At 40.1% G+C, this 25,491-nt stretch carries 26 protein-coding genes; 5 read left to right on the top strand and 21 right to left on the bottom strand.

Annotation, left to right across the window (positions count from 1 at the left end; translation table 11 throughout):
• Positions 1–2: 2 nt before the first annotated feature.
• The 5 genes from KQI58_RS19430 to KQI58_RS19410 form a co-directional block, all read right to left on the bottom strand.
• Entirely contained in the window at positions 3–341 is a 339-nt protein-coding gene (locus KQI58_RS19430) for a PTS sugar transporter subunit IIB (RefSeq protein WP_016178834.1), read from the bottom strand.
• Positions 342–370: 29 nt separating this feature from the next.
• Positions 371–697 carry a PTS lactose/cellobiose transporter subunit IIA gene (locus KQI58_RS19425; RefSeq protein WP_048718802.1) on the bottom strand — a complete coding sequence of 109 codons (327 nt, stop codon included), beginning with the start codon at positions 695–697 and terminating at the stop codon, positions 371–373.
• A gap of 4 nt (positions 698–701) precedes the next feature.
• Positions 702–2,627: a BglG family transcription antiterminator gene (locus KQI58_RS19420; RefSeq protein WP_216410624.1), complete on the bottom strand. Its 1,926-nt coding sequence runs from the start codon at positions 2,625–2,627 to the stop codon at positions 702–704.
• A 303-nt stretch (positions 2,628–2,930) separates the two neighbouring features.
• Positions 2,931–3,248 (bottom strand): DsrE family protein, encoded by a 318-nt coding sequence (locus KQI58_RS19415; protein WP_216410623.1) that lies wholly within the window; start codon positions 3,246–3,248, stop codon positions 2,931–2,933.
• Between the two features lie 23 nt (positions 3,249–3,271).
• Entirely contained in the window at positions 3,272–4,672 is a 1,401-nt protein-coding gene (locus KQI58_RS19410; RefSeq protein WP_216410622.1) for a glutamate decarboxylase, read from the bottom strand.
• A gap of 267 nt (positions 4,673–4,939) precedes the next feature.
• On the opposite strand from KQI58_RS19410, the gene KQI58_RS19405 reads away from it, so the two are divergent.
• Together KQI58_RS19405 and KQI58_RS19400 are read left to right on the top strand one after the other, a co-directional pair.
• A complete protein-coding gene (locus KQI58_RS19405; protein ID WP_216410621.1) occupies positions 4,940–6,709 on the top strand; it encodes a Na/Pi cotransporter family protein in 1,770 nt (589 codons plus the stop codon).
• 185 nt (positions 6,710–6,894) lie between these two features.
• Positions 6,895–7,152 (top strand): hypothetical protein, encoded by a 258-nt coding sequence (locus KQI58_RS19400; RefSeq protein WP_216410620.1) that lies wholly within the window; start codon positions 6,895–6,897, stop codon positions 7,150–7,152.
• 46 nt (positions 7,153–7,198) lie between these two features.
• Here the strand turns inward: KQI58_RS19400 and ade are convergent, their stop codons facing one another.
• From ade to KQI58_RS19365, 7 genes are all read right to left on the bottom strand, one after another.
• On the bottom strand, positions 7,199–8,938 hold the full coding sequence (gene ade, locus KQI58_RS19395) for an adenine deaminase (protein ID WP_216410619.1): 1,740 nt from the start codon (positions 8,936–8,938) through the stop codon (positions 7,199–7,201).
• Entirely contained in the window at positions 8,931–9,161 is a 231-nt protein-coding gene (locus KQI58_RS19390) for a hypothetical protein (RefSeq protein ID WP_216410618.1), read from the bottom strand. The genes ade and KQI58_RS19390 overlap by 8 nt, the downstream gene beginning before the upstream one ends.
• A gap of 91 nt (positions 9,162–9,252) precedes the next feature.
• Entirely contained in the window at positions 9,253–10,698 is a 1,446-nt protein-coding gene (locus KQI58_RS19385; RefSeq protein WP_216410617.1) for an FGGY-family carbohydrate kinase, read from the bottom strand.
• Positions 10,699–10,739: 41 nt separating this feature from the next.
• Entirely contained in the window at positions 10,740–11,516 is a 777-nt protein-coding gene (locus tag KQI58_RS19380; protein WP_010743859.1) for an SDR family oxidoreductase, read from the bottom strand.
• A gap of 48 nt (positions 11,517–11,564) precedes the next feature.
• The gene (locus tag KQI58_RS19375; protein WP_216410616.1) at positions 11,565–12,491 is read right to left on the bottom strand and encodes an electron transfer flavoprotein subunit alpha/FixB family protein; all 927 of its coding nucleotides are present in this window, start codon (positions 12,489–12,491) and stop codon (positions 11,565–11,567) included.
• Positions 12,491–13,279 (bottom strand): electron transfer flavoprotein subunit beta/FixA family protein, encoded by a 789-nt coding sequence (locus KQI58_RS19370; protein WP_216410615.1) that lies wholly within the window; start codon positions 13,277–13,279, stop codon positions 12,491–12,493. Before KQI58_RS19370 ends, KQI58_RS19375 begins: the two co-directional genes overlap by 1 nt.
• A 528-nt stretch (positions 13,280–13,807) precedes the next feature.
• Positions 13,808–15,295 (bottom strand): FAD-binding oxidoreductase, encoded by a 1,488-nt coding sequence (locus KQI58_RS19365; protein ID WP_216410614.1) that lies wholly within the window; start codon positions 15,293–15,295, stop codon positions 13,808–13,810.
• Positions 15,296–15,507: 212 nt separating this feature from the next.
• Here KQI58_RS19365 and KQI58_RS19360 point away from each other — a divergent pair, with 212 nt between their 5' ends.
• Positions 15,508–16,227 carry a MurR/RpiR family transcriptional regulator gene (locus KQI58_RS19360; protein WP_216410613.1) on the top strand — a complete coding sequence of 240 codons (720 nt, stop codon included), beginning with the start codon at positions 15,508–15,510 and terminating at the stop codon, positions 16,225–16,227.
• 211 nt (positions 16,228–16,438) lie between these two features.
• Here the strand turns inward: KQI58_RS19360 and KQI58_RS19355 are convergent, their stop codons facing one another.
• The 6 genes from KQI58_RS19355 to KQI58_RS19330 form a co-directional block, all read right to left on the bottom strand.
• Complete coding sequence (locus KQI58_RS19355; RefSeq protein WP_216410612.1) at positions 16,439–17,056, bottom strand: ABC transporter permease; 618 nt, start codon at positions 17,054–17,056, stop codon at positions 16,439–16,441.
• Entirely contained in the window at positions 17,056–17,964 is a 909-nt protein-coding gene (locus KQI58_RS19350) for an osmoprotectant ABC transporter substrate-binding protein (RefSeq protein ID WP_216410611.1), read from the bottom strand. The genes KQI58_RS19355 and KQI58_RS19350 overlap by 1 nt, the downstream gene beginning before the upstream one ends.
• A 4-nt stretch (positions 17,965–17,968) precedes the next feature.
• Positions 17,969–18,589, bottom strand: a complete 621-nt coding sequence (locus tag KQI58_RS19345; RefSeq protein WP_367397955.1) for an ABC transporter permease — start codon at positions 18,587–18,589, stop codon at positions 17,969–17,971.
• Positions 18,590–18,600: 11 nt separating this feature from the next.
• Positions 18,601–19,722, bottom strand: coding sequence for an ABC transporter ATP-binding protein (locus tag KQI58_RS19340; protein ID WP_216410610.1), 1,122 nt, complete (start codon positions 19,720–19,722; stop codon positions 18,601–18,603).
• A 66-nt stretch (positions 19,723–19,788) separates the two neighbouring features.
• Positions 19,789–20,565, bottom strand: coding sequence for an SDR family oxidoreductase (locus KQI58_RS19335; RefSeq protein WP_253296040.1), 777 nt, complete (start codon positions 20,563–20,565; stop codon positions 19,789–19,791).
• Positions 20,566–20,670: 105 nt separating this feature from the next.
• The gene (locus tag KQI58_RS19330; RefSeq protein ID WP_216410609.1) at positions 20,671–21,237 is read right to left on the bottom strand and encodes a glycerol-3-phosphate responsive antiterminator; all 567 of its coding nucleotides are present in this window, start codon (positions 21,235–21,237) and stop codon (positions 20,671–20,673) included.
• A gap of 430 nt (positions 21,238–21,667) precedes the next feature.
• Between KQI58_RS19330 and KQI58_RS19325 the strand changes: the two genes are divergently transcribed.
• A complete protein-coding gene (locus KQI58_RS19325) occupies positions 21,668–22,927 on the top strand; it encodes an MFS transporter (protein WP_216410608.1) in 1,260 nt (419 codons plus the stop codon).
• Positions 22,928–22,973: 46 nt separating this feature from the next.
• On the opposite strand, the gene KQI58_RS19320 is transcribed toward KQI58_RS19325, so the two are convergent.
• Entirely contained in the window at positions 22,974–23,381 is a 408-nt protein-coding gene (locus KQI58_RS19320) for a pyridoxamine 5'-phosphate oxidase family protein (RefSeq protein ID WP_216410607.1), read from the bottom strand.
• A gap of 19 nt (positions 23,382–23,400) precedes the next feature.
• Positions 23,401–24,288, bottom strand: coding sequence for a diacylglycerol/lipid kinase family protein (locus tag KQI58_RS19315; protein ID WP_216410606.1), 888 nt, complete (start codon positions 24,286–24,288; stop codon positions 23,401–23,403).
• Positions 24,289–24,481: 193 nt separating this feature from the next.
• Here KQI58_RS19315 and KQI58_RS19310 point away from each other — a divergent pair, with 193 nt between their 5' ends.
• Positions 24,482–24,805, top strand: a complete 324-nt coding sequence (locus tag KQI58_RS19310; protein ID WP_216410605.1) for a DUF960 family protein — start codon at positions 24,482–24,484, stop codon at positions 24,803–24,805.
• A gap of 8 nt (positions 24,806–24,813) precedes the next feature.
• Here KQI58_RS19310 and KQI58_RS19305 read toward each other — a convergent pair.
• The coding region (locus tag KQI58_RS19305; RefSeq protein WP_216410604.1) for a transposase at positions 24,814–25,491 on the bottom strand (678 nt) is incomplete at its 5' end.

Here is a 25,491-nt window from a genome sequence, read left to right as displayed (position 1 = left end):
AACTATTTTGTTTTTAATGCTTGATTTTTTCTGTATGCGACTAATGCCTGCTTCATAACCGTGGCACCATCCATTGATCCGTAGATGTCTGACGTTAATAACACTGTCGGTTTATTACTTTTGTCAGCTTCTCCTTTAATGAAATCATATTTATGGCTCAACTGTGGACCGACTAAAATCACGTCGTAATCATCGATGTAACGTTCTAACTTATCGACACCGATTGCTTCCATCGGATAATCCTTTTCATCTAAACTTTTTGATTCCTTGACTACTTTTTTCATTGACTCCATCATCATGGTCGTTGAAAAGCCACCTGCACAAACGAGTAATGTTTTCATGTGTTAAATCCTCCTAATAAATTTTTATCTTATTGCAAAGCCTTGGCTTCGCTTTGTTCCTTTAGCATACCGATCATTTCCTCAATCAAATCTCGAGCCAGAATGCTGGTCATTAAGTGATCCTGCGCATGTACCATCAGTAAGCTCGTCTCCGTTTTATCTCCATTGATCTCACCGGTGATCAACTTGGTCTGCACATCATGTGCATCGATACTTTTTTCCTTGGCTTCCTGCATTTTCGCTTCGGCTTCCTCGAATTTTCCTTTGCGGGCGAGACGTAATGCCTCAAAAGCAGAACCTCGTGAATCTCCTGCTGCGGAAATAATTTTAAAAATATCCATTTCTTGATCGGTCATTGTTTTATCCTTCTTTCATTAAACTTTTCATATAAGACTTGAAGTCTTGAAAATTCGTCATTTTTGTTAGTTGCGTATCTAAAAGTGGATCATCCATCATCTTGATCATTAAACGACTGATTTCTTTATGCAAGCTCAAGTGATCCTTTTTGATATTGATTAGAAAAATGATCCTTATTTGTTTCTCCCGATAAATCAGCGGTTTTTTCAGTAAAATCACATCAATGACTTCCTTGATCGCTGCCTGCTCCATCGGATGGGGGCCTGCAACACCGTGCTGATAAATCGTATCAATCATCTTTTCTCTACTTAAAACACTTTCTTTAAAGCCACGCTCAACCCAGCCGCACTTTTCAAGATGAGCACCTTCATTTTCCAAAAGCTCCAGATAATCATTAGATTCTTCATTAATCTGAAACCATTCCTCATCAAATAAACTGAGAATGAACTGGTGTACATCAAAAACTTTATTTTTTGATTCTCTTAACAGGTTCAAATCTTTTTCAATCTTTGTGATCTCTGTCTGACTTAAAATCGTTTTAGTATAAATGATCGGTATCTCAAAATCGGTTTGCTCCAGCGGTACAGTCGAGATTAAAAGATCAAAGCTGGCATCAATTTGCTCGATTTCATTGAGGGCAAAGGTTTCGACCTTCGCATTACTAAACAATCGCTCCAAATTGACTTTTAGTAAATAAGCCGCCCCGCCACCTGTCGAACAGATCACTGCTATTTTTTGGTAATCATCAATCACTTGATTGGATTGCTTTTCTAAGCTCGCCGCGAAATAAATCGCTACGTAACCAATCTCATCTTTGCTAATATCCGCATCTAAATCTTTATTCAGTTCATTGATAAAGACCATTGCTACATTAAATACATTGGCATATTGCGTGTAAATATCCTCAATAATCGGATTTTCCAGCTGATGACCAGTGTAAAGACGTTGCAGTAATGGTGCTACGTGCATCATTAACGCATTGGCTAAATCTTGATCCTGCCGAAAATTCGTATGATAACGGCGGTCTACCAATTCCAAGGATTTATCGATCGCCTGTCTCAATTGCTGATTACTAGCAGGATCATCTAAAACAGCAAATTTCCCACGAAGTTGTTCTTCTAAATAATTTTTTTCCGCACAGGAGAAACTCAACTGATAGGTGTCTTCTAAATAACCGACTAATTTTTCCGTCAAACGATCATAGTCATCGCTAGTTGTACGCTCCTCCAACTCTTCGCTGTTCAAGGTATTGTTTTGCAGGATGCGAAAGCTTAACAAGCGAATATGTTGAACGATGTTTTCAAAAACGATATCACTAATCTTCAATTGATTTTCTAACAATTGCTCCTTTAAAAGCTGCCGAAGCTCTTCTTCATTGAAGACAAAATTGAACTCCTTGTACTTTTCCGTCAAAACCGGCGTATGAATCGTATTACGAATTAAATATAAGATCGCTCGCCGTTTTTTACTTTCCGTACCCATGATCTTCAAGCCATAATGGGCTTTACTAAAGAGTGTCAGATCATAATTGTCACAAAACTGTTCGACCTGTTTGATATCCGCTTTGACCGTTGACAAACTGACATCTAGCCATTCTGCAATCTGCTGCATCGTAATGTACTCTTCATGGAACAGTAGCAATAGCTCGATATTTTTAATTCGCTCCTGCGGACTGGAATTATCTACCTGTTCTTGCTTTTGCGATTTCGACAGATAGCTTCTAAAGCTAACATTGTCGAGAATCTTCAACTGATAGCCCGCTGAACGAACCCGTTCGACCGTAAATCCTTCATTTGACCCGATTTCCTTCAGCCATTTAATATCATTCGCCAAAGTTCGTTCTGATATTTGAAATTTAGCGGCTAATGCCCTGGGAGCAATCGCTTGCTTCTTTGCGTATAAGTATTCAACAATTTTTTCTTGTCTCATAACTACCTCCCGCTTACAAATAAACTATACAATGTAAGCCCTTTACTTAAAATGGCAACTTTTACAAATTAAACATGCAAAATTAGACTGAATGACTCATTCTCTCGTCATTAAATCTGTATTAAATAATTAAGTTACCGTTTGCATACTACCTAATAAAATAACTTATTTCAATAGTAGGTGTACCCTATTTCATATTTTAGAATAACAAACATGGGATCTTTACCTTTGAAGCAATCCTTTACTAATGAAAGTAAAAAAATAAGCCCCTCTTTTGGAAGGACTTACGTTTTGATTGATAATTTAACACTTAATATAAGAATACCCTTTTTCCTGCAGCTCTACTAAACCGATCACTCCAGATTCAATGATCTCCACTTGCTCATGCATTTGTTTTGAACGGACATGGAATGTGCGCATCGAATGATGACAGGCTTGATAGGTGATATTCGGGTACTCCTTCATAAACTTGATCACTCGCGGCAATAAATAGCCTTGAATCGCTTCGCCATTCATCAATAGTACAATATCCGCATCTGGCTCTGATAATAGGATATGCTCGATATCATGACGGGCCTCTCTGATCATTCCCAACTCATCAACATGAAAAACAACTTTCATTTATAACGCCTCCTCTGATTCAATTAATGGGTAAATCCATAATTTTTTATTTCAGTCTCTTCATGAAAGACTAAGTGACTATTTTCTAATTCTTTGATTGCTTCCTTCAGATCTTCAATAAAATCATAGGCCATATTCATCCCAAAATCACTTCGCACGACAATTCGTTGAATGATTTGATGCTCTAAATTTTTAGGCAGCGGATAAGAAGGAACCTGCCAACCCTTCATTAATAACCGATCGGATAAATCATAAAGCGTCCACCTGCGTGCCTCATCTTTTGCCAATTTATAACAAACTAACGGCAATTGACTACCATCATTGATGATCTCAAAATGTCGTGAACGTTCGATTTTTTTCGCTAAGTAAACTGCTACATCATGCGTTCGTTGATGTATGCTCTGATAACCATCAAAACCAAAACGTACGAAATTATAATACTGACCAATCATTTGAGATGCGCTGTGAGAAAAGTTGATCGCCATCGTTGGCATTTCTCCGCCTAGATAACTGACTTTAAAAACCAACTCCTCCGGCAAATATTTTTCATCTCGCCAAACAATCCATCCAACGCCAGGATAGACCAAGCCGTATTTGTGTCCGGAAGTGTTGATAGAAATCACGTTTTTTAACTGAAAATCCCATTCTAGCTTTGGTTCGACAAATGGCGCATATAGCCCCCCTGAAGCTGCGTCCACATGGATATAGACTTTATGTTGCGTTTGCTGATTATATTCTTCAACTAATTGATCTAATTTTTTGATATCATCATATTGTCCTGTGTAGGTAATTCCTAAAATTCCCACAATTCCAATCGTATATTCATCTACAGCTTCCAACGCCTTTTCAACGTCCAATGATAAGTGGTCCTCTGACATTGGAATCTCTCGCAGCTCGATATCCCAATAGACGCAAAATTTTTCCCAACAAACTTGGTAACCTGAAGAAATAATCAGATTGGGTCTCTTCGCTTGGATATTTACCCCAAGTTTCTCTGCTCGCTTGCGCCAAGCAAATTTCATCGCCATACCGCCTAACATACAGGCTTCTGATGAGCCAATCGTTGAAGTACCGATGTATTTTTCTGGTCCTCGCGCATGCCACAAATCAGCAATAATGTTTACACAGCGATTTTCCATTTCTGCGGTCCGAGGATACTCCGATTTATCAATCATGTTTTTATCCAGTGTCTCACTCATTAATTTGACTGCTTCTGGTTCCATAAAGGTTTGGCAGAAGGTTGCTAGGTTCAAACGAGAATTTCCTTCATCTAATAGATCATCCTTGATCATTTGGTAAGCAATTCGCGGTTCAATAGATTTTTCACCTAACTGATAAGAAGGTAATAATTCATCTTCATTCACTGAACCAAAAATCGGTTCCAAGTAACTTGCCTCGCGTCGATCTTTCTTTCCATAAAGCATTCGACTACATCTCCTCTATTTATAAAAAATGCGCGTTCCATTCCGATTGAAAAAACTTCTTACTACTTTAAGAGTAGCTGAAAGCGCTAAAAATTTCAAAAGAATTCCATCCATTTAACTGCTTCATCTGGTATTTATTTCAAATCCGACAAAATAAATCGGTTTTTTCAAAAAAAATAGCGCTTTTTTAAATAAAAGACTTTCTTTTTACTTGTGAATCTATTATTTTGGTAGTAGCATGCAAAAAAAATTAGCGGAGGACGCATTATGTCTTATCAAGAAATGCTTTTCACCTTCTTAGGTGGACTAGGAATTTTCCTTTTCGGGATCAAATATTTAGGGGATGGTTTACAAAAAGCTGCCGGAAACCGACTAAGAGAAATTCTAAATCGCTTCACTTCAACCCCTTTTCGCGCCGTTTTAGCCGGAATCATCGTGACTGGCTTGATCCAAAGCAGCTCAGGTACCACTGTTTTAGCCGTAGGACTGGTTAGCGCTGGCTTCATGACCTTACGACAGGCTATCGGAGTTATCATGGGGGCGAACGTGGGAACGACTGTCACCGCTTTTATCATAGGGTTTAATTTAAGCGAATATGCGCTGCCGATCATTGGTGTCGGAGCAATCCTGCTCTTTTTCGCAAAGCGAAATTCGTTACAATCAATCGGTCAGATCCTTTTTGGTTTTGGCGCTCTCTTCTTTGGGCTGAAGCTCATGGGAACCGCCATGGATCCACTAAAAGATTTGCCGCAATTTAATCAATTAATGATTAATGTCTCCCACCATCCAGTGTTAGGAGTGGGAATCGGAACGCTGTTAACAATGGTTCTGCAAAGTTCCAGTGCGACGATCGGTATTCTTCAGCAATTATATATGCAAGGAAGTGTGACCCTCGGTGCTGCCTTGCCAATTCTTTTTGGTGATAATATTGGTACAACTATTACTGCAATTATCGCTTGTCTTGGAGCCAGTGTCGCAGCCAAACGTACCGCTGCATCACATGTAATTTTCAATCTAGTCGGAGCAGTCATTTTCACGATTCTGTTGGCGCCTTTTACCAAGGTTGTCATATTTTTTGCGGATTCATTGGGACTCAATCCCGCTATGCAGCTGGCATTTGCTCACGGTCTCTTCAACCTCTCTAATCTAGCGATTCAATTCTGGTTCATTCCACAGATTGAGATGCTCGTTAAGAAGATCGTTCCAGGTAGCGAGAAGAACTTGAACATTCGCCCTGTTACCTTGAGTGAACCAATCATCCATACCTCTTCCGTTATGGCGATTGAACAGGCTAAAGGGGAAGTTATTCAAATGGGGAATTATGTACTTTCTTCCGTGAAATCTGCGCGTAAATATTATAATGATACCAAAGAAGAATGGCGAGATGATGTTCTTCAGTATGAGGATGCTATCAATCAATGTGATATTGAGCTTACAGAATATCTAGTAAAAATCTCAGCTACTTATCTGACACCTTTACAAAGTCAGGAGCAAGCAATGCTGCTAGAATTTACAAAAGATTTTGAGCGAATCGGTGACCATTCTATGAACATCATTCGCTATGTTGAAGAGTCAATCGCCCTTGAAGAAAAACAACGGGCTAAAGATAAACGAAACAAAACCAAGTCAACTAATAATCGTCAAACTTTCTTATTGCATGATGAAGACCTTGAGCTGCTCTTCGATAAGGTGTTAAAAAATATTCGCGATGCACTGCAAGTTTTAGAAAACGACGATATCGAGCTTGCACAAAAAATGCTTTATCGTGAAGAAGAAATCAACCAATTGGTGGAGCTCCTTCGAAAGAAATATATCAAACTAATGACCAATGGCGAAGGTCGTGCCGCAGATGGTGTCTTATTGATCGATATCAGCTCCAATCTTGAGCGTTCCAGTGATCGCACGTTGCATATCGCGAAGTACTTCTTGGGTAATAAATACAACTTTAAATACGATACATCAAACTTTCACTATGAGAAATCGGAAGAAGAAACTTCAGACAATTCCATTGGTGATAATGGCGAAGTATTAGATTAAAGAACGCTGCCTACTTTCCTTTTAAAGAGAAGTGGGCAGCGTTGTTACTTTTCACATCGACTCTAGTTCTTTTCATCGGTTTATTTCAACCTTTCACGATCGTAAGCCTACCACTACTTTTGTAAGTATTTTAGCCTCGTCTTCCTTGATATGATGAATACATCAAAGAAAGGGAGTTGGAACTTATGGATACAGTAACAATAGTTTTGTTGGGTTGGGGTCTTTATTCAGTTATTAATTATTTTGAAAAACGAGGTCAGCGAGGCAAAGCTGTTCTCTCCACTTTATTAGTCAGTTTAGTGATTATTTTAGGAAATGTATTTGGCAATTTTGCTGGGGCTTCTCAGTTGGGACTACCAAAATTAGTAGTGACCGTTGGAGCGAGTGTTCTTATTCTTACATTCTTTATTTTCTTACCTGCATTATTTAAACCAAAAAAATAAAAACTAGGAAAAAGATTCTTTTGTCGGGAATCTTTTTCCTAGTTTTTTATTCTTCTACTGAGATCGGTACAACTTCAAATTTTGTTACGTCAACTAAGCCAATATCCGTAATTTTCAGATTAGGAATGACTGCTAAAGACATAAAGCCCAAGGTCATGATCGGATCAACTTTATCTGAAATCCCTAATACCTCATGAGCCAGACGATTAATCTCTACTTCCTGTTCCGCCACTTCTTCACCAGTGAGATCACTCATTAGTCCTGCGATCGGTAACGCCATCTTGCCGATGATTTTTCCTGATTCGATCAGGACTACACCACCCTCTTGCTCCTTAAGCGCCTGAACGGCCGTCGCCATATCCTCGTCATTCGTTCCGGTTACAATTAAATTGTGAGAATCATGAGCAATTGATAATCCAATCGCGCCATTTTTCACACCATACCCCTTTAATAATCCCACAAAAGCATTGCCTGTATTATGATGGCGTTCAATAACCGCGATTTTTGTAACGTCTTGCTTTGGATCAAAAACAAACTGACCCTGGTCATCTCTTTTCACAGAAACAATTGCTTCATTGGTTAGCGCTTCTTGCGGAATTACTTCAATCGCTCGTGCCTTACCGCTAGTCAAGTTCAATTTTAATTGTTCCTTTTGAAATTTATCGATATGAACACTTGATTGCACCTTTTCCGTTGAAATTCGTTTCACAGCTGGCAGGTAGATCCCTTTTTCAGCAACTAACTCCCCTTCAATATAAGTCGCTTCAATTTCTGGAAGAGCCAAATCAGAAAAGATAACTAAATCCGCCCTTAAGCCTGGTGCGATGGCTCCGCGATCTGTTAATTGGCAGCATTGAGCCGCATTGATGGTCGCCATTTGGATTGCTCGTAAAGGTGAAACACCTTCTTCAATACAAATTCTAATGCTGTTGTCCAAGTGTCCTTTTTCTAGCATCGTTTTCGCTTGCAAATCATCGGCTGATAAGACACAACGCTGATAATTATTATCTGTTACTCCGTTTAATAGGGTTCGTAAATTCTGCGTTACTGATCCTTCTCGTAAGAAGACGTACATTCCGCGAGCAATCCGATCCTTAAGCTCCTCGACGGTAGAGCACTCATGATCATTGGTAATACCTGCCGCAGCGTAGGCATTTAGTTCTTCATTAAAAACCATCGGCGAGTGCCCATCTATTCGCAATCCTCGTTCTTTTGCGGCTAATAGTTTATCCAGCACCTCATCTTGAGCATTGATAACTCCGGGAAAATTCATGAACTCTGCTAATCCATCTACCTGATTTTTTTCAAACGAAGAGATCATATCTGCCGCTTCTATCACAGCTCCAGCATTTTCCATATTCGTTGCAGGCACACAAGAAGGCATCATATAGCGAATATCCAAGGCGGTTTCTTTTGCGCCCTCTACCATATAATCCAATCCTGACAGCCCAAGGACATTAACGATCTCATGCGGGTCCGCCAGTACCGTTGTCGTTCCGTGAGGGACCAACAAGCGACCAAATTCCTCAGGTGTCACGTAAGAAGACTCTACGTGGATATGAGGATCAATAAATCCTGGCGCCACAAATTTCCCTTTAAGATCGATTGTTTCTTTTCCTTGATACTCTCCATTGACTCCTGCAATCTTGCCATCAACAATCGCCAAATCGCCAAAAATCGTCTCAGCTTGATAAACATCGATCACGGTTGCATTTTTTAAAACTAAATCAGCCGGTTCATGACCTGCTGCTACATCGATCAATCGTTTTAACGCCTTTTTATCCACTTGCTTCTCTCCCTTTTGTAAATATTTTTTCTATTATATCAGGGTTGAGGATGTGAATCACTAGCAAATGTTTTATTTTTAAAATAATTCTTAGTTGAGAAATTCCGTTTCTTTCGTTTCTCAGTTTTTCACGAATATATCCATATTTCAGATATGCTTGGATTCTACTTAAAATAAAAAGCTCATCACAGATTAACTGTTGAAGGTTAAGACTTTCCTCCATCCATTAAGTCCATCTTCGATATATCAAAAAGAAGCAATTCCCTTTTGAACGGAACTGCCTCTTCGAAAATTACTCACTATATCTCAAGAAATTAGCTTTCTGGATGCAACACATGATAGGTTTTCTTCAACACTTCATCCGTGTAATCAGTCAAGCTTTGGTAAACTTCTTCATTTAACTGTTTATAGACCGCTACATTTTCTGGATTTGGTGTGAAAACATCTTTTACTTTTACCATTTTTTCAACGGCTTCTTCATAGGTTTCATAGATTCCCAACCCAACTGCGGCATTGATCGCAGCGCCGACACTGGCACTCCCATTAACAACGTTGCGTTTGATTGGCAAATTGAAAACATCCGCAAAAATCTGCATCAACAAATCACTATTTGAACCGCCGCCTGTTACGATAACTTCATCGATCGGATGCCCCATTTCATCTGTCATGTTGGTCACATTATTTTTCATTGTGTAGGCAATACCTTCTAAAATCGAACGGTATAAATAACGATAGTCATGATGAGCGTTGAAGCCGATCATCACGCCGCGTTTGAATGGTTCCCAAGGATTAGCCAACCAATCCAATTTCGTCATCAAACCATCACTGCCCGCTGGAATATTGGCAGCCTGTTCATTCAAGTATTCTTCTTCACTAATGCCTTGATAATTCGAACGAATACTGATTTTCTCGCCTAAAAGGTCTTTGAACCAAGAGACAGTCCACATCCCGCGGCGTATGCCGTAGCCTTCATAAATATAACGATTCGGCATTGAGGACAGGATGCCCCAATAATTAACCGCTTCACTCGAAGGCATTTCTTTGCCCATCATCATACTGCAAATATATGTTCCTAGAGATACCACCGCGCTTGAATCCTGGATCAATCCAGCACCTAATGCTTCAACAGCCTTATCACTGGTTGTCGCAAAGACTGGCAATCCTTCAGGTAATCCTGTTTTCTCGCTGGCTTCTTTCGTGACAGTCCCTAATTGATCGCCCGGTTTTACCGCTTCAAATAACATATCTTCAGGAAGATTGTATTGCTTCAGTACCTCTTCATCTGTCGACCAGTCCCATGTCTGATAGTCCACCGGCCATTGTCCAAAGTTGTTGCCGATATTATCTTTAAACTCACCCGTCAAACGATGCGTGATATAGCCGCTTGTTGACGTCACGTATTGAACCTCAGGATTATCATGCATATAAGGAGTGGACGTACGCTTATCCATCCAGCTAATGACTGGCTGAGCCAATGTCCCATCCTTTTTCAAAAGCACGCGGCAGCAGCGGATAAAACCTAGTCCGATTCCCACGATATTTTCTTTTCGAACACCAAATTCATCCATCGCTTTGATCGATGCACTGCATAGCGCATCCCATAAATCATCGCCAGGATGCTCCACCACAACATCTTCACCTAGATGCATTGGACGCAGTGCTTCTTTTCCTTCACCCACAATATTGCCTTCTAAATCAAAAATGACGATCTTGGCACTCTGGCTTCCACCATCAATACCAACGATATACTTCTTTTCCATAGTCTCTCCTTTTGATTTTTTTCTTCTATTGTATAGATAAACTATCGTACTAAGAATCCGCCATCAACGGCCAAGATATGTCCGTTAACAAAATGTGACGCTTCCGATGCTAAGAATGCTGTTGCACCCATCAAGTCTGCCACATCTCCCCACCGACCTTCTGGTGTGTGATCCACGATCCATTTACTGCGTTCTGGGTCTTCGATCGATGCTTTTGCCGCATGTGTCTTGAAGTACCCTGGTGCGATACCATTTACTTGAATATTGTATTGTGCTAATTCATCACAGTAAGCTTTCGTCAAACCAGCCAAACCGTGTTTAGATGCTGCATAAGCTGGTGCCCACTGTCCACCTAAGAAAGAGAACATAGAACAGATATTGATAATTTTTCCACTCTTTTGTGGAATCATTACTTTGGCTGCTTCATGACTCATGTCAAAAGCGGCTGTTAAATTGATATTAATGGTTGGGTCCCATTTGTCACGACCATAGCTCACCACGTCATCACACGGACAAATGCCGGCACAGTTTACTAAAATATCCACCGAACCAAATTCAGCTACACATTTTTCAACGACTTCTTGGCACACGCCATCTTTCGTAATATCCGCTTCCATATATGCCGTTTTCGCGCCGCGTTCAGCTAAGACCGCATTGAATTCTGGATCATCCGGCATGATCGATGGCATAAAGATATTTGCGCCTGCTTCTGCCAATGCCAATGAGAATGCTTGGCCTAGTCCAGTGTTACCTCCGGTTACGATCGCATTTTTTCCTTTGATATGAAACATGTCCATCTTAAAGTCTTTGATTTCCATTCTTTTACCTTCTTTTCCATTTATTTTTGTTTTTTCACCCATTTGGGGTTATTCCTTAAGTTTGGTACTTAGTTTCCTTGCAAATTCTGCCGCATCGCCATGTACGACGAGGCTGGCTAAATAATTCATCGGTGCACCAAGATCCGTATTCACCGAAATAATCTCTTTCACATTTTTTAAACCCTCAATATGCTGCGTTGATCCATAAATCCCTAAAGCGATATAGAGATCAGGACTAACAGTCTTACCGGATTGCCCGACTTGAATTTCTCGCGGCGCTTTTTTTCGATCCACGAGCTGCTTCGATACTGCGATAACACCGGTCAATTCCTCCGCTAAATCCTGCAATTGATCAATTGGCTGGTTAAATCCGCCACCCGCCGAAACAATCACATCGGCCTCGCGAATATCAGCCACTGTCTGCTCGCTTTCAGTAATTTCAAGCACCTCAATTGTTGACGCTTTCAATTCCGCCGGTATAAATTTGATAATCTCTGGTTCTGTACTCAAGTCCTCCGCATGGAAAACATTCGGATGGACACTAGCCATGATCGGTGATGATTCACAGACAATACTTGCCATGATATTGCCTGAAAAAGCTGGTCGAATCAATTTCTTCCCACGTTTGTCGACATCGATATCGGTAATATCAGCCACTAATCCTACTTCAAGCCGCATCGCCAAACGTGGTGCCACCATTCGGCCAAAATCCGTTACTAAAATAATGATGCTGTCAAATTGAAATTCTTCATGAACTTGCTGGATAATATCCGTCAATACGCGACTATCCCTCATTTGGATAGCTGGTGCCTCAACGCTAATCACCGCATCAAGTCCCTTCACTTTTTCAGACAAATTGATTCCTAAACCATAAATAAACGCTTCTTCATTGCCGGCCAAACGTCTCACCACATCAATCAAGTCCAATGAGTAATTTATATTTTCGTTATCGATCAAAATGAGTCCTTTAAACATTATAAGTACCCCTTTTCTTTTAGAAAACAAACCACTTCATCGATACCTTCGTCGTCGACCTTCACTATCTTATGTTCCACCTGCTCGCGTTTTACGACGATATTTTTTCTGACCTTCGTTGGCGAGCCCTTGCCGCCAATCTGCTCTGCCGACAGCTGCAAGACTTCATTGTCTACCAATGCAAATTGGTGATCCACATTTCTCCCGATATTTTCATAACGTACAAACCCTAAACGCAAATTCATTTGATGCATCACACTCAACACACTGGGATTTTGAATTTTCAATCGATAGGTTTTTTCCTCCTGCAAGGCCTCTACGATCGAAAATTCTTGATTCACTTCTTTGATAGCGATGATATTGGAAAATTGGTTCAATCCCAACGTTTCCGCGATTTGCGAGCCAATATGTCCGGTTCCGCCATCTAAGGTATGTGTGCCGGTGAGCAATACATCGTACTCCTTTGAAGCCAAATAACTAGAAATGATCCGGCTGGTCGCCAGCGAATCGCTCCCGGCAAACCGCCGATCACTGATCAGAACGGCTCTGTCAGCACCTAGCCGGACAAAGTCCTTCATCTCCTCTTCCATTTTCAATGGCCCCATCGAAACGACTTCAATATAACTGGAGGGATCTTGCTTTTTCTGCTTCATGGCCCAAGCCAGTGCATTTTTATCATCTGGATTTAGAATCATCCGAGAAGTCTCACGATTGATTTTATCCGTTTCATAATCGTATTCAAACTTCTCCGTATCCGGGACAAATTTGACTAAACAAATGATTTTCATCCAACCTCTCCTTGTTCATTTTAATGGGTTTATTTTTCCTCCAGAAAAATAAGTCTGATTTTCACGCCGTATATCATTCTGCTAAACTATTCGATTGTTTCGTTTGGCTTAACATAGATTTTTAGCACTCTTTGGGCTGCATATACTGCAAAAGCAGAACTGACATCCTCGTTCATTTTAATGGATTTATTTTTCCTGCAGAAAAATAAGTCTGTTTTTCACGCCGTATATCATTCTGCTAAATTATTCGACTGTTTCGTTTGGCTTAACATAGATTTTTAGCACTCTTTGGGCTGCATATACTGCAAAAGTAGAACTGACATCCTCGTTCATTTTAATGGTTTCATTTTTTCCGAAAAATTAGTCTCTTTCTCACGCCGTATATCATTCTGCTAAACCCTCCAATTATTTCGGTTGGCTTAATGCATTTTTTAGCGTGCTTTGTGCTTTAAACATTGCTAAAAGTAGAACAGTCATCCTTTTCCTTTCATTCAAGGGCGAATGGTCGCCCTTGAATGAATCACTTACTTATTTTTGATACTTATAACCTTCTTGAACTGGATAGATATTTCCGAAGCTCATGACACCTTTTGGATCGAATGCTTCCTTCAAGGTTTCTAGCATATAGTATGCCGATTGATGTTCTTCTTTTGTCCATTCATTTCGATATTTCCCTATCCCGTGATGGTGACACATTGAACCGCCTAGTTTCAACGTTTCTTCCACGATGATCGCTTGAATCGGATGATGGTAGATCTTCATTTCATCCTCTGGTTCACAGTTAATCTCGTAGTTGTAAACAAAGTACATATTCGTTCCGTTCAAATAACTATGAGAAGAGTGTCCGCCCAACATAGTTAAATCATTCGCACGCGGAAATTCGTTGCGAATTCTATCAATAACGTTGTTGTAGATTTTCGTAATTGTTTCCCAATCTGCGGAAACTTCGGTGGTGTAGCCGTCGTGCTTGTCGTTGTCGATCATGCCTTGGATCTCATCGTCAATCGTTTGTTGTGTCCAATTTAATTGATTAAACCAGTTTTCGATCAATTGAGAATCTACCTGCTTGACGATGCCGTCTTTGAATTTTTCTACCGCTTCTTCGATTCCTTTACCAGTCGCCTCGACAATCCCTGCAGGTCCTTCTGCCATAAAAATCAGGACGCATTTCCCTTCATAGAAATGATAGAAATGCTGACGCGCATCTTCTGGTGAATAGGTCCGAGCAACCGATGGACGATAGCCATTGACCATTACTTCACGAAGCACTTTTACACCATCTTCTACATCGTTTACTAGATAACCATAAAATTTATTATTATCTGGATAATATTTAAAGATTTTCACCGTAACTTCTGTGATGTAGCAAAGCGTTCCTTCATTCCCAATCACGATGTGCCGAATGTCTGGACCGCCTGCACGACGAGAAATATTTTTTATGCGAGAAACGTGACCATTCGGGAAGACACATTCAAGCCCCACGACCATATCTTCAATCCCACCGTACAAAGTTGAAAACTGTCCGATTGAACGTGTTGCGACTAACCCGCCATATTGTGCGATTGGTTTTGATTGCGGTGAATGACCTGTCGTATAGCCGATTTTTCTCAGCTCATCTTCCAACGCCTGCAACGGCACACCTGCTTGAACAGTCGCTTGCATGTTATAAGGATCAATCTTCAGGATCTTATTCATGTGAGAACCGTCGATTACTAACGCCAAGTCCTTCCAGTTTTCTAAACCGCCTTCAGTCGCAGTTTGTCCACTTCGCGGAATCACATTGATATCGTTCTCGTTACAATACATCAATAAATCTTTAACTTCTTCGACATTGTTTGGATAAACGACTGCAGTCGGCAGCGGATTATCTAAAACACCTTTCGCTTTCATATACTTACGATAGCGGTCAGAGGCAGCATCGTACAAAGTCTCGTGATCTGTGACAACTTGTTTGTCAGAAACAATATTTTTTATGTCTTTAATGATTGCTTCTTTCACCAATGTTTCAGAATTCATTCAATTAACTCCATTCATCCTTTTTTAGAAAGCGCTTTTCCTGAGTTCAGTATAAAGGGCGAAAAACCTTTTTACATTAAAATTTGATTAGATTTTCTATATTTATTTGTTTTTTTAGGTATATATGGAAAATTTTCCATATTATAGTTGCTTTATTCAATTTGATTATGCTATTCTATTGTCAAGACATAGAGACAAAGGAGCCAATCAGTATGAAAATTCAATTGGATCGTTTAAACGATCTAGAAATAAAAATCCATAACCAACTGATAGAAGAAAGTCAGCATCAGCCAAATTTGACGATTACTGAGGCGGCGAAATTGACGAATGTTTCCCCTTCGAAGATTTCCAAGCTGGTGAAAAAAATGGGCTTTTCCGGCTATAAAGAATATTTTCGTTTTCTGACCGGCAAAGAGTTAATCAAACAGAAGAAATTGAATAGCGAGTTTGCTCGCATTCAAAATTTCATGGAGAACTTCGATGAATCGTCAGTCGACTATCTAGTCGATCTCATCCAACAATCAGAAAAAATCTTACTTTTTGGCTACGGTCCAACAAATTTCTGTATGGAATACTTTGAATACAAGCTCAATTTCACCTTAAACAAAAATGTCATTCGCGTCAGTCAGCCTTCATTAATTCCAGATTTATTGACAGAAAATTCTCTACTGCTGATCTTTTCAGTCGCTGGAAAATTCGCCAGCTTTGATCCCTTATTTGAGGAAGCCAAAAAGCACCATGCAAAATCCTTACTGGTGATGGAAGAAATGAATACAAATTTATCTTTAGATGCCAGCGAGATTATCTTTTTAACCAAGTCACACCAAGACGAACAACTGAAATCTCATGAAAAGACGCGGACAATTCTATTGATGTTCATCGAGGAAGTCGTTCGAAAGTTAAGCATAAGCAAAGAAAAGGCTGACTCATAAGTGTTCAGCATCAAGAAATTAGAAGGAAATGCCGAAAATTGCCAAGAAACACAGTGACGTAGGAATTGATGTTAAATGGTACCTACTCGAAGCTTTCCAAATTTTTGTGAATTTCCGGCTTATTTCCGCGGTCGCTACTTATGCGTCGCCGTTTATTCGTGAATAGAAGCTGACCCAAAAGTCTAAAAGATTTTTAGGTCAGCTTCTTCTTTTATTTCATCATCCAATCAAACAGCCAATCCATCATTATAGCGATAAAAGCACATAAAACAGCACCGACAATAATAATTGGTCCGCCATCCGTAATCGCGATACCACGCAAGATCACATCGCCAACGCCGCCTGCGCCGACAAATGAGCCGATCGTAGTGATTCCGACTGAGATTACCAACGCATTGCGCACACCGGCCAAAATCACTGGCATGGCCAAGGGAATTTTGATCATATACAAGATTTGATAGCGATTCATCCCGATCCCTTTGGCACTATCGATATACATTGGATCGACATTAACCAATCCAACATAAGTATTTTTCACGATTGGTAATAGTGAATACAAGACAACTGTTGCCACTACCGTATTTTGTCCCAACCCCATCAAGATCAATAACATAGTCAGCATCGCAATTGAAGGAATTGTTTGGATCACATTGATAATTCCGATTACGATATCTGAAATTTTTGGCCGTTCAGACAATAAAATTCCTAAAGGAAACCCAATCAAGAAGGTCAACACAACACCGATCACTGAGATATAAACGTGAACACCGAATTGTGTGATTAGGTATGAAGAATTTTCACTTAAATAGGTCAACAAATTGTCAAACATTAGCTCCCCTCCTCAAAAAAGTTATGCTTCTCCAAAAAGCGACGTGCGATAATCTTCGGCTCTAACAATTCATTATCTGATTCGTAATTCAGCCGCTGCATCGTTTCGGTATCAATCGTGTCCTGTAATTTCAACAAGATCGGTTTGAGTTCTGGATATTCTTTTAACGTCTCTCCCGAAACGACGACACTCGCAGTATAAGGTGGGAAAAATTTCAGATCGTCTTCCAGCATCACAAGGTCATAACTACCAACCCTTCCATCGGTCGAATAGCCTAAAATCACATCCAACTCATTAGCAACTAAAGCATCATAAAGCAAGCCCACCTGCATTGGATAAACTCGTTGAAATTTCGTATCATAGGCTTCCGTGTAGCCCTTATAACCATCGCCTTCTCGTTTATACCAGGTTTGGTCGGAGCCTAACCGCATTTTACTTGCGCATTTTTTTAAATCACTGACTTTTTTTAAACCATATTTCTTCGCCGTTTCTTGCGTTACCATAAACGTGAATTGATTAGAAAAACCGTAACTTGGGAACCAGTCAAAACCAAATCGTTGATCGAATTCTCGTTGAACAATTTTCAAGGCTTTATCTGGGTCCTTTTCCGTAGGCAACCCAAGAGTTCCAATCAGATCTGTTCCAGTATAACGAGTCGGTGCAATATCTAAATCGCCTCGCAACATTGCTTCATGCATTAAATTGGCTGAACCTAAATTATTCAGATAAACAATATTGTGGTCAGTCGAGTGCTTCAGCAATTCCACTACAATATTGCCTAAAATCTGCGACTCTGAAGTTACTCCACCAGCCACCGTAAGTGTGTCATCTTTGGCGGAATAATTACTCACAATAAAGCTTCCAAAAAGCAAAAGCATTGCTGACAAAAGAACTATTCGCTTTTTCATCGACTCACCCTCGATCCATCGTTAGTTTTTGTTCAGAGTGTTTCAATAGTGCGTCAGAAAGTAAGGCCAGAAGCGTGATTGGAATTGTCCCCATCAACACTAAATCTATTCGATAAAGATTCAAACCATTAAAAATATAATCACCTAATCCGCCAGCGCCTATATATGCAGCTAAAGTCGTCCAAGAGATCACATAGACTGTCGACACGCGAATCCCTGCCATGATAACACCCATCGCTAAGGGCAGTTCGATTTGTAAAAGACGCTGCATTTGCGACATGCCCATTCCTTTAGCAGCATCCAGATAAGTTGCATCAACTGATTTTATCCCGACATAAGTATTTCGCAGGATCGGCAAAAGGGAATACAAAAATAAAGCGATCACTGCTGGAATTTTGCCAATTCCAAAAAAAGGAATCATAATTGACAGTAACGCCAATGACGGGATTGTTTGGAACACACCCACTACTTTTATGACGGTTTCAGAACCCCTTTTTAAACGAGTTAGCGCTGCTCCTAGAGGAACGGCAACAAGAATACCCAAGAAAATTGCCAAAAAGGACAAATAAAAGTGCTCCCAAAGTTTCATTAAGATTTCACCGCCGTATTCAGACCAAAAATTCACGTAATCACCTCCTATTGCAATTGTTCCTGTACGAGCGAGACCAAGGACGATCGGGTTACGATTCCCACAAGATGATCCTCCCCATCCACCACTGGCAAATACTTATACGTATGATTGATTAATGGGCCAATCACATCAGCTACTCGTTCCTTTTGATTTACACTAGCCGTGTCTGTTTCCATTATCTCGAAAACAGAGGTGTTTGGTTTCAGTTTGGAGATATTCCGCTCAATAAAATTAATATCAACAAACCCTTTTAAGCAGTACTGATCATCCACTACCAGCAGTGTATCAACTTTATTCTCCGACATCTGCCGAATTGCGTCAGTGATTGATTTGCTAATAGAAATTGCTTGCACACGATCCACCATCAGATCTGAAACCGTCATTTCATTGTTGTAATAACTATTACGTTTTCGTTTACCAATCAATTCTTCCACAAAATCGTTGGCCGGATACTCTAAGATCGTTTCAACAGTGTCGTACTGAACAATTTCTCCATGATCCATAATGATGATCTTGTCTGCCAACTTGATCGCCTCATCCATATCATGCGTCACAAAAACAATTGTCTTCTCCATCTCCTGCTGTAAGCCTTTGATCATCTCCTGAAGTGCATCACGAGTGATGGGATCTAACGCACCAAAAGGCTCGTCCATCAAAATAATATCTTGACTAGCTGCTAACGCCCGAATGACACCGATCCGTTGCTGCTGACCGCCTGAAAGATTTTTCGGTTTACGCTCCAAATAATCCAACGGTAAATCAACCCGTTGAATCAATCGTTCAGCGATTCCCGATTTTTTTTCATCACTCCACTTCAGCAGCTTCGGTACAATCATGATATTTTCTCGAATTGTCATGTGGGGAAATAGTCCGTTATTTTGAATCACATACCCAATTTTCCGCCGCAATTCGTCTTCGTTTAATTTTGTGACATCTTGTCCGTTAATCCTGATACTGCCTTTTGACGGTTCAATCATTCGATTAATCATTCGCACCAATGTCGTTTTTCCACTCCCACTAGTACCAATAACGCAGATAAATTGATTATCTTCGATCGTCAAATCAAAAGGATGGACAGCAATCGCATCTTCTCCATACCTTTTTTCTACTTGTTCGAATTCGATCATAGCAATGATTCCTCCATCCATTATGTAATACATTGCGACGAAAATTGCTCGTCGCAATACTAGAATTTAACGTACCAAATAGCCGCCATCCACAGGCAAAATATGTCCATTAACAAAATTTGAGGCAGAACTTGCTAAATAGACTAATGCTCCCATCAAATCTGCTGGACTCCCCCAGCAATTGGCCGGAACATGATCCAAAACCTGTCGATTCATTTCCGGATCTTCACGATCTTTTTTCGTCATATCAGTTGCCAAATATCCTGGAGCAATCCCATTGACTTGGATATTATAGCCAGCAAGTTCATCACAATAAGCTTTAGTCAAACCAACTAAACCGTGCTTAGCTGCAACATTCGCTGGGGATTGCTGGCCGCCCAAAAACGAAAACAATGAACAGATATTAATGATTTTGCCGCTTTTTTGCGGAATCATTACCTTCGCTGCTTCATGAGACATCTCAAAGGCCGCGGTCAAATTCAATTGAATCATTGGATCCCATTTTGAGCGGTCAAACCTGAGTATATCGTCTGAGAAATAGAGGCCTGCGCAATTTACTAGAACATCTACCGTGCCGAAAACTTCGACACAATGCTCGATGACCTGCTGAGGTACCTCTTCTTCTGTCAAATCAACTTCCATAAAAACATAACAGGAACCTGTCTCTTCAATAATTTTTTGTGTCGTTCCATCATCATCGATTAAACTTGGAACAAGAATGTTTGCTCCGCATTTTGCCAGAGCCAGTGAGAACGCTCGTCCGATTCCTGTATTTCCACCTGTTACAATAGCTACTTTTCCTGCTAATGAGAAAAAATCCATACTGAATTCTGTAATTTCCATTTGTATCCCTCCATTAGTAATAATCCAAAACAAAAAAGCGAACACCAAATAAGCTGGTGTCCGCTTTTCTCTGTCCTCTTAGCATCAACTACCGTTTTAAATTTTTTATATTTCCCAAACATCCATGTTGGTTGTTGAAATCGCTACAGCTCCTGCTTGTAAGGCCGTCATCACTAATTCCTTATCGCATACTAAACCGCTAGCGATGATCGGTACATCCACAACATCTTGCACCCAAGATAAAACTTTTGGCATCGCCCCAGGTAAAACCTCCACTACATCTGCCTTTGAGGTTCCTAGTTGCTTCGGTAAATTATGATAGGATTTTGAATCAATCAAAAAGAAGCGATGAATGGTAAACAACCCTCGGGCATTCGCAGCTCTTAGTAAGATTGATTTTGAACTGATAATCCCATCCGTTTTAGTCGCTCGTTTCAAGTAATCGACGGCCGTCTCCTTCGTAGCTAATCCATCGATCAAATCAACATCTACCATGACGATTTTGCCAGCCTGCTTCAAGCGATCAACAATGTCAACAATGCTGCAAACATCTCCATACAAGACAAAGATAATATCACTCTCACAGGTTAAGGCCTTTTCAAAACTGCGTTTACTATTGATGGCAGCAATCAATGGATTGTCCTCCATCATCTGAATAATTTTTCTTTTCATGTGCATCCTTATCCCCATCAAGTAATTTAATACGCTTTCATCAAAAATTATCTCACAAACTTATTTAAAAGAATTCATAATGAAAGCTATGCATATTGTATAGAATAACTTTTTATCTTTTCAGGCTCGTTTCTTTTCAAATCTCTGTATTTTCACAGTCTAATGGATAACACTAGTTTCGTCAATCCTATAATAAAAATTAGACGGAGAAAATACCTTGAAAAATCAGCATTATCTAGGCTTTATACGAATAAAATTTCAATCGATAATCACCCACTGAAATTTTTTTATTTTAAAAAACGTTGACATCGCTTTCATAAAATTCTATACTTTGGGTGTTACTGGAGACCAGAGAGAAGTAACGCTTATTTAAGCGTTGCTTCTTTTTTGCGTTTTTTTACAGAACAATTCACAAGCAGGAGGGTGTTATATGAACAAGCAAGCAGTTAAAAAATGGGGAACGTTGTTACTACTTTCAGCAGGTGCTGGAATTATCTTTCAGCTTCCTTACATTCGGGAAACCTTTTATGTGCCGATCCAAAAAGCGATGGATTTGACCAATGCACAAATGGGGATGCTCTCGTCAGGTTATGCTACAATGGCAACATTTTCTTACTTTGTCGGTGGCGTCGTGGCAGACAAATTTTCGGCTCGAAAATTACTGACCGTTTCATTCTTGGTTACAGGTGTTTTGGGGTGGTGGTTCTCGACTTTTCCAGGCTTCCAGATTAGCCGGATCATTTTCGTTTTGATGGGAATTTCCACGATCATCACCTATTGGTCAGCAGCAATCAAAGCCACACGTATGTTGGGCGATAGTTCTGAACAAGGACGCTTATTTGGCTGGCAGGAAGGATTACGCGGGCTGTTAAATGCTCTATTAGTATTTGGTATGACCGCGGTTTACAGTCGTTTTTCAAATGAAATTTTAGGAACAACTTGGGCGATTCGTGTCTGTGCAATCACTGTTTTTATTATCGGTATTTTAAATTGGTTTGTTATTGAAGACACTGCAGCAGAGACACATACAGAACCACTTTCTAAAATCATTATCGGCATGTTTAAAACTTTGAAAATGCCACGTACCTGGGTTCTGGTTGCCATTGTTTTCTTTGCATACAGTATTTATGGCATTTTAGGCTACATTAACACGTATGCCATCAATGTCTATGGTTTATCTGTAGCAGGAGGCACAACTCTTGGCGGCATACGTTATTTAGTACAAGCAGCGGGAGGTATTATCGGTGGTATCATTGCCGATAAGATGGGGTCTCGAATACGTGTGATTATTGGTGGTGCAGGTTTACTGACGCTTTGCTTTGCTGGGTTCCTGATATTACCAGACAGCGCCGGTCTGTTGACCGCAATCATTGCAAACTTCATCTTTGGACTATTCTTGATCTACGTAGTCCGCAGCCAGTATTTCGCAATTATTGATGACGCTGGTTTCCCAGTTGAATTAACCGGTCGAGTTTCTGGAATTGTTTCTTGTTTGGGTTATCTACCGGACGTATTCATGTACACCATGATCGGTGGTTGGTTAGATGCAAATCCTGGTAAAGCAGGTTTCAACATGATGTTCATGTATGCGATTGCCATGGGGATTGGTTGTATTATATTCTCTGTTATCCTCACGATAATCATTAAAAAAGCTAAAGCTGCTGGTACAATTGCGGCTAAGGTCGATTAAGCAAAAAAAGCCTCTCCCACAACCTAGTTGGCGGGAGAGACTTTTTTTACTGCTCAGGTACATCTAGAAATTCACCATGCATGTTTTCATAATGTTTGACACTCAAGGTCTCAAAAACGGCAATTACTGGATGCTCATAATTCAAATCTTTTTGAAACTCGTTCAATTGTGCAGCTAATTTTTTATACTCCACTAACTCCTCAACAAACAGATAACCCTTCAACGCAATGCTCTCATGTTTGTTTTTGTCAAAACAAAAGAGACTGCCGGTACGATTGTGTCGGATATTCTCCGCAGTTCGTCCATCACCATTGACATAGAACTTGAAATAGTAAAAGCCATTCCGTTCAAGTGGCGGTGAAACAGCAATTGCATGCGGAAAACCGCGATTATCGATCGTGATCAGTGTGAATGTATCGGCATTAGCTAATAATGTTTCCATATTTTTATCCATTTACAAAGCCCCCTATCTTTTACTCTTTATTTTCTGGTACGTAAAGCGGCACAAAATCTGCCAAAAATTCCACTGTTAATGGTAAAGCCGGACCTTTATCGCCATCGATCCGAGAATAAATCTTTTTATCCGTTAAAGGAGTCAATTCTAACGTGCTGGTTTCTAAATACGTCATTGTATCTGAATCTTTCAGGCGGCCCGTAAAGACGAGGCGGATAAGCTGAAGTAATTTACGAAAACGCATATTGTGCAAAATGCTAACATGAAGTTCATCATAATCTGAATCCACATAAGTTCTTCCACCAATTGAATGGGTAGTCGTCGCTAAAGAAAACCAGACCTTCAATTTCTCATGAAAATTATCTGCCTTGATTTCCACCGGATAAGACATATCTTTACCAATCTGCTTCAAAGCCTTTAAGGGATAAACGATCAAACCGAATTTCTTTTTTTCGCTCTGTCGGACTTCATTGGAGATATCCGCGAAGGACCCGAAAGTAAAGGAGCTGATGACTGCTTTCTGACGATCCTGGCAAGCTGCGATCCCAACTTTACGCAAATGGCCTGCAATAATTACATCCATCGCTTCCTCTTCATCCATTGGTAGATGCCAACGCTTGGCAAAATTGTTGACTGTTCCCCCAGGAATGATTCCCAACGGCAAGGCTTTCCCTGCTTGAATAAACGCTGTCCCTACGATGTTCAGGGAAACATCTCCGCCGATTGCCACAATCCCGTCATACTCTTCAATGGCATCTTTCACTGTTTCAACTGCCTTTTCAGGATCAGGGGCGGTCAAAAATTCCCCCGAGTGTCCTGCCTGCTCAAATTTGTCTCGCATTTTTTTTGCTAATTTTTCAGCATTCCCATTTCCTGCATTCGGATTAAAAAATATTCCATAACGCATCTTTTTCACCCTCGTTCATTTGTTAATTAAGACTTATTTTTATCGGTTAAAAAATCTTTATCTATTCCCTTTCACCTTATCATTTTTAACCTAAAAAAACTGTTTCAACGAACTAATTTGTAAGAATTTGATTGCTTTTCCTTTTTTTCTTAATAAAACCTGATATGATAAAGTTAAGAGAGGGTTGAGAAAAATGTTTGAACCAACAAAACCACGACGAAGCGAGGTTTCTTTTGATATTGTTCCTGAACATATGCAGCAGGAAATATGGCATATGATTTTTATGCGTCCGATGAAGGGATTGCCGCTTACTTCACCACAACGTTTTCACTTTTTTAAAAACAAAATCGCTCGTACTTTAAGTGTCGTTTATTCCCAAAGTGACCCTTACTTTTCAGATGGGATCACCGCACCTTATGTCGAGGCTTACGAAGAGATCGAATTTCCTAAAGTTATGTATGTTTATGATGATGGAAATGAATTAATAATGACACTAGATGAAAAAACGTCTGACTAAGTCAGACGTCAGACTGTAGACAAAAGACGTCTCGAACTCGTAATTTGAGTTTGGGACGTCTTTTTATCTGATTTCTTTCGACATTCAGGACAAAAAAATAAAGGCTCCTTGCCTTTCCATAGCCAAGTGGCTAATTTCTTTAAATTCATTGCAGCAAACACCAGCATCGTATGCGTCGCGACTTTTTCCAAGCCTCGATACTTGGTCCAACGCATCCCATGCTTTTCTTTTGCATCCGCAAATATTCGTTCAATCGTTTGTTTTCGTTTTTTGTAAATTGATTTATTCAGATCCGTTAGGCGAAGATGTTCCGCTTCATCCATCAGATCTCCCCAAACATGTCTCGTGATGACTCGTTGGTGATTTTTACTTTTCGTACATGTTTTTAGCAGAGGGCAGTGCACACACTCTTTTGGATTCGATTTGTATTCACGATACCCGTCTCGTGTGACCGTTGAAAAAGCGAGCATTTGATCCTGTGGACAAATATAACAATCAAAATACTCGTCGTAGAGAAACTCGTTTTTTGACAACAGGCCCTTCTTCCCTTTGAGTCTTGAATAAGGTAAACAAGGTCGAAGGTTCAAATGAGTCAAAAAGTGAACAAACTTAGGTGTCTTATACCCAGCATCAGCGACAACACAGTTGATTTCAGGAAAAAGTCTCTTCGATTGTTTGACGAGTTG

This window comes from Enterococcus raffinosus (assembly GCF_018917525.1).
In the GTDB taxonomy this organism is placed as follows: domain Bacteria; phylum Bacillota; class Bacilli; order Lactobacillales; family Enterococcaceae; genus Enterococcus_A; species Enterococcus_A raffinosus_A.
Note: the sequence above shows the minus strand (reverse complement) of the source record. Positions and strands in the feature narration are given on the sequence as shown.

Coding starts and splice junctions, on each gene's coding strand:
- KQI58_RS19430 (WP_016178834.1), bottom strand. CDS start 341: ATGAAAACATTACTCGTTTGTGCAGGTGGCTTTTCAACGACCATGATG.
- KQI58_RS19425 (WP_048718802.1), bottom strand. CDS start 697: ATGACCGATCAAGAAATGGATATTTTTAAAATTATTTCCGCAGCAGGA.
- KQI58_RS19420 (WP_216410624.1), bottom strand. CDS start 2,627: ATGAGACAAGAAAAAATTGTTGAATACTTATACGCAAAGAAGCAAGCG.
- KQI58_RS19415 (WP_216410623.1), bottom strand. CDS start 3,248: ATGAAAGTTGTTTTTCATGTTGATGAGTTGGGAATGATCAGAGAGGCC.
- KQI58_RS19410 (WP_216410622.1), bottom strand. CDS start 4,672: ATGCTTTATGGAAAGAAAGATCGACGCGAGGCAAGTTACTTGGAACCG.
- KQI58_RS19405 (WP_216410621.1), top strand. CDS start 4,940: ATGTCTTATCAAGAAATGCTTTTCACCTTCTTAGGTGGACTAGGAATT.
- KQI58_RS19400 (WP_216410620.1), top strand. CDS start 6,895: ATGGATACAGTAACAATAGTTTTGTTGGGTTGGGGTCTTTATTCAGTT.
- KQI58_RS19390 (WP_216410618.1), bottom strand. CDS start 9,161: ATGGAGGAAAGTCTTAACCTTCAACAGTTAATCTGTGATGAGCTTTTT.
- KQI58_RS19385 (WP_216410617.1), bottom strand. CDS start 10,698: ATGGAAAAGAAGTATATCGTTGGTATTGATGGTGGAAGCCAGAGTGCC.
- KQI58_RS19380 (WP_010743859.1), bottom strand. CDS start 11,516: ATGGAAATCAAAGACTTTAAGATGGACATGTTTCATATCAAAGGAAAA.
- KQI58_RS19375 (WP_216410616.1), bottom strand. CDS start 12,491: ATGTTTAAAGGACTCATTTTGATCGATAACGAAAATATAAATTACTCA.
- KQI58_RS19370 (WP_216410615.1), bottom strand. CDS start 13,279: ATGAAAATCATTTGTTTAGTCAAATTTGTCCCGGATACGGAGAAGTTT.
- KQI58_RS19365 (WP_216410614.1), bottom strand. CDS start 15,295: ATGAATTCTGAAACATTGGTGAAAGAAGCAATCATTAAAGACATAAAA.
- KQI58_RS19360 (WP_216410613.1), top strand. CDS start 15,508: ATGAAAATTCAATTGGATCGTTTAAACGATCTAGAAATAAAAATCCAT.
- KQI58_RS19355 (WP_216410612.1), bottom strand. CDS start 17,056: ATGTTTGACAATTTGTTGACCTATTTAAGTGAAAATTCTTCATACCTA.
- KQI58_RS19350 (WP_216410611.1), bottom strand. CDS start 17,964: ATGAAAAAGCGAATAGTTCTTTTGTCAGCAATGCTTTTGCTTTTTGGA.
- KQI58_RS19340 (WP_216410610.1), bottom strand. CDS start 19,722: ATGATCGAATTCGAACAAGTAGAAAAAAGGTATGGAGAAGATGCGATT.
- KQI58_RS19335 (WP_253296040.1), bottom strand. CDS start 20,565: ATGGAAATTACAGAATTCAGTATGGATTTTTTCTCATTAGCAGGAAAA.
- KQI58_RS19330 (WP_216410609.1), bottom strand. CDS start 21,237: ATGAAAAGAAAAATTATTCAGATGATGGAGGACAATCCATTGATTGCT.
- KQI58_RS19325 (WP_216410608.1), top strand. CDS start 21,668: ATGAACAAGCAAGCAGTTAAAAAATGGGGAACGTTGTTACTACTTTCA.
- KQI58_RS19320 (WP_216410607.1), bottom strand. CDS start 23,381: ATGGATAAAAATATGGAAACATTATTAGCTAATGCCGATACATTCACA.
- KQI58_RS19315 (WP_216410606.1), bottom strand. CDS start 24,288: ATGCGTTATGGAATATTTTTTAATCCGAATGCAGGAAATGGGAATGCT.
- KQI58_RS19310 (WP_216410605.1), top strand. CDS start 24,482: ATGTTTGAACCAACAAAACCACGACGAAGCGAGGTTTCTTTTGATATT.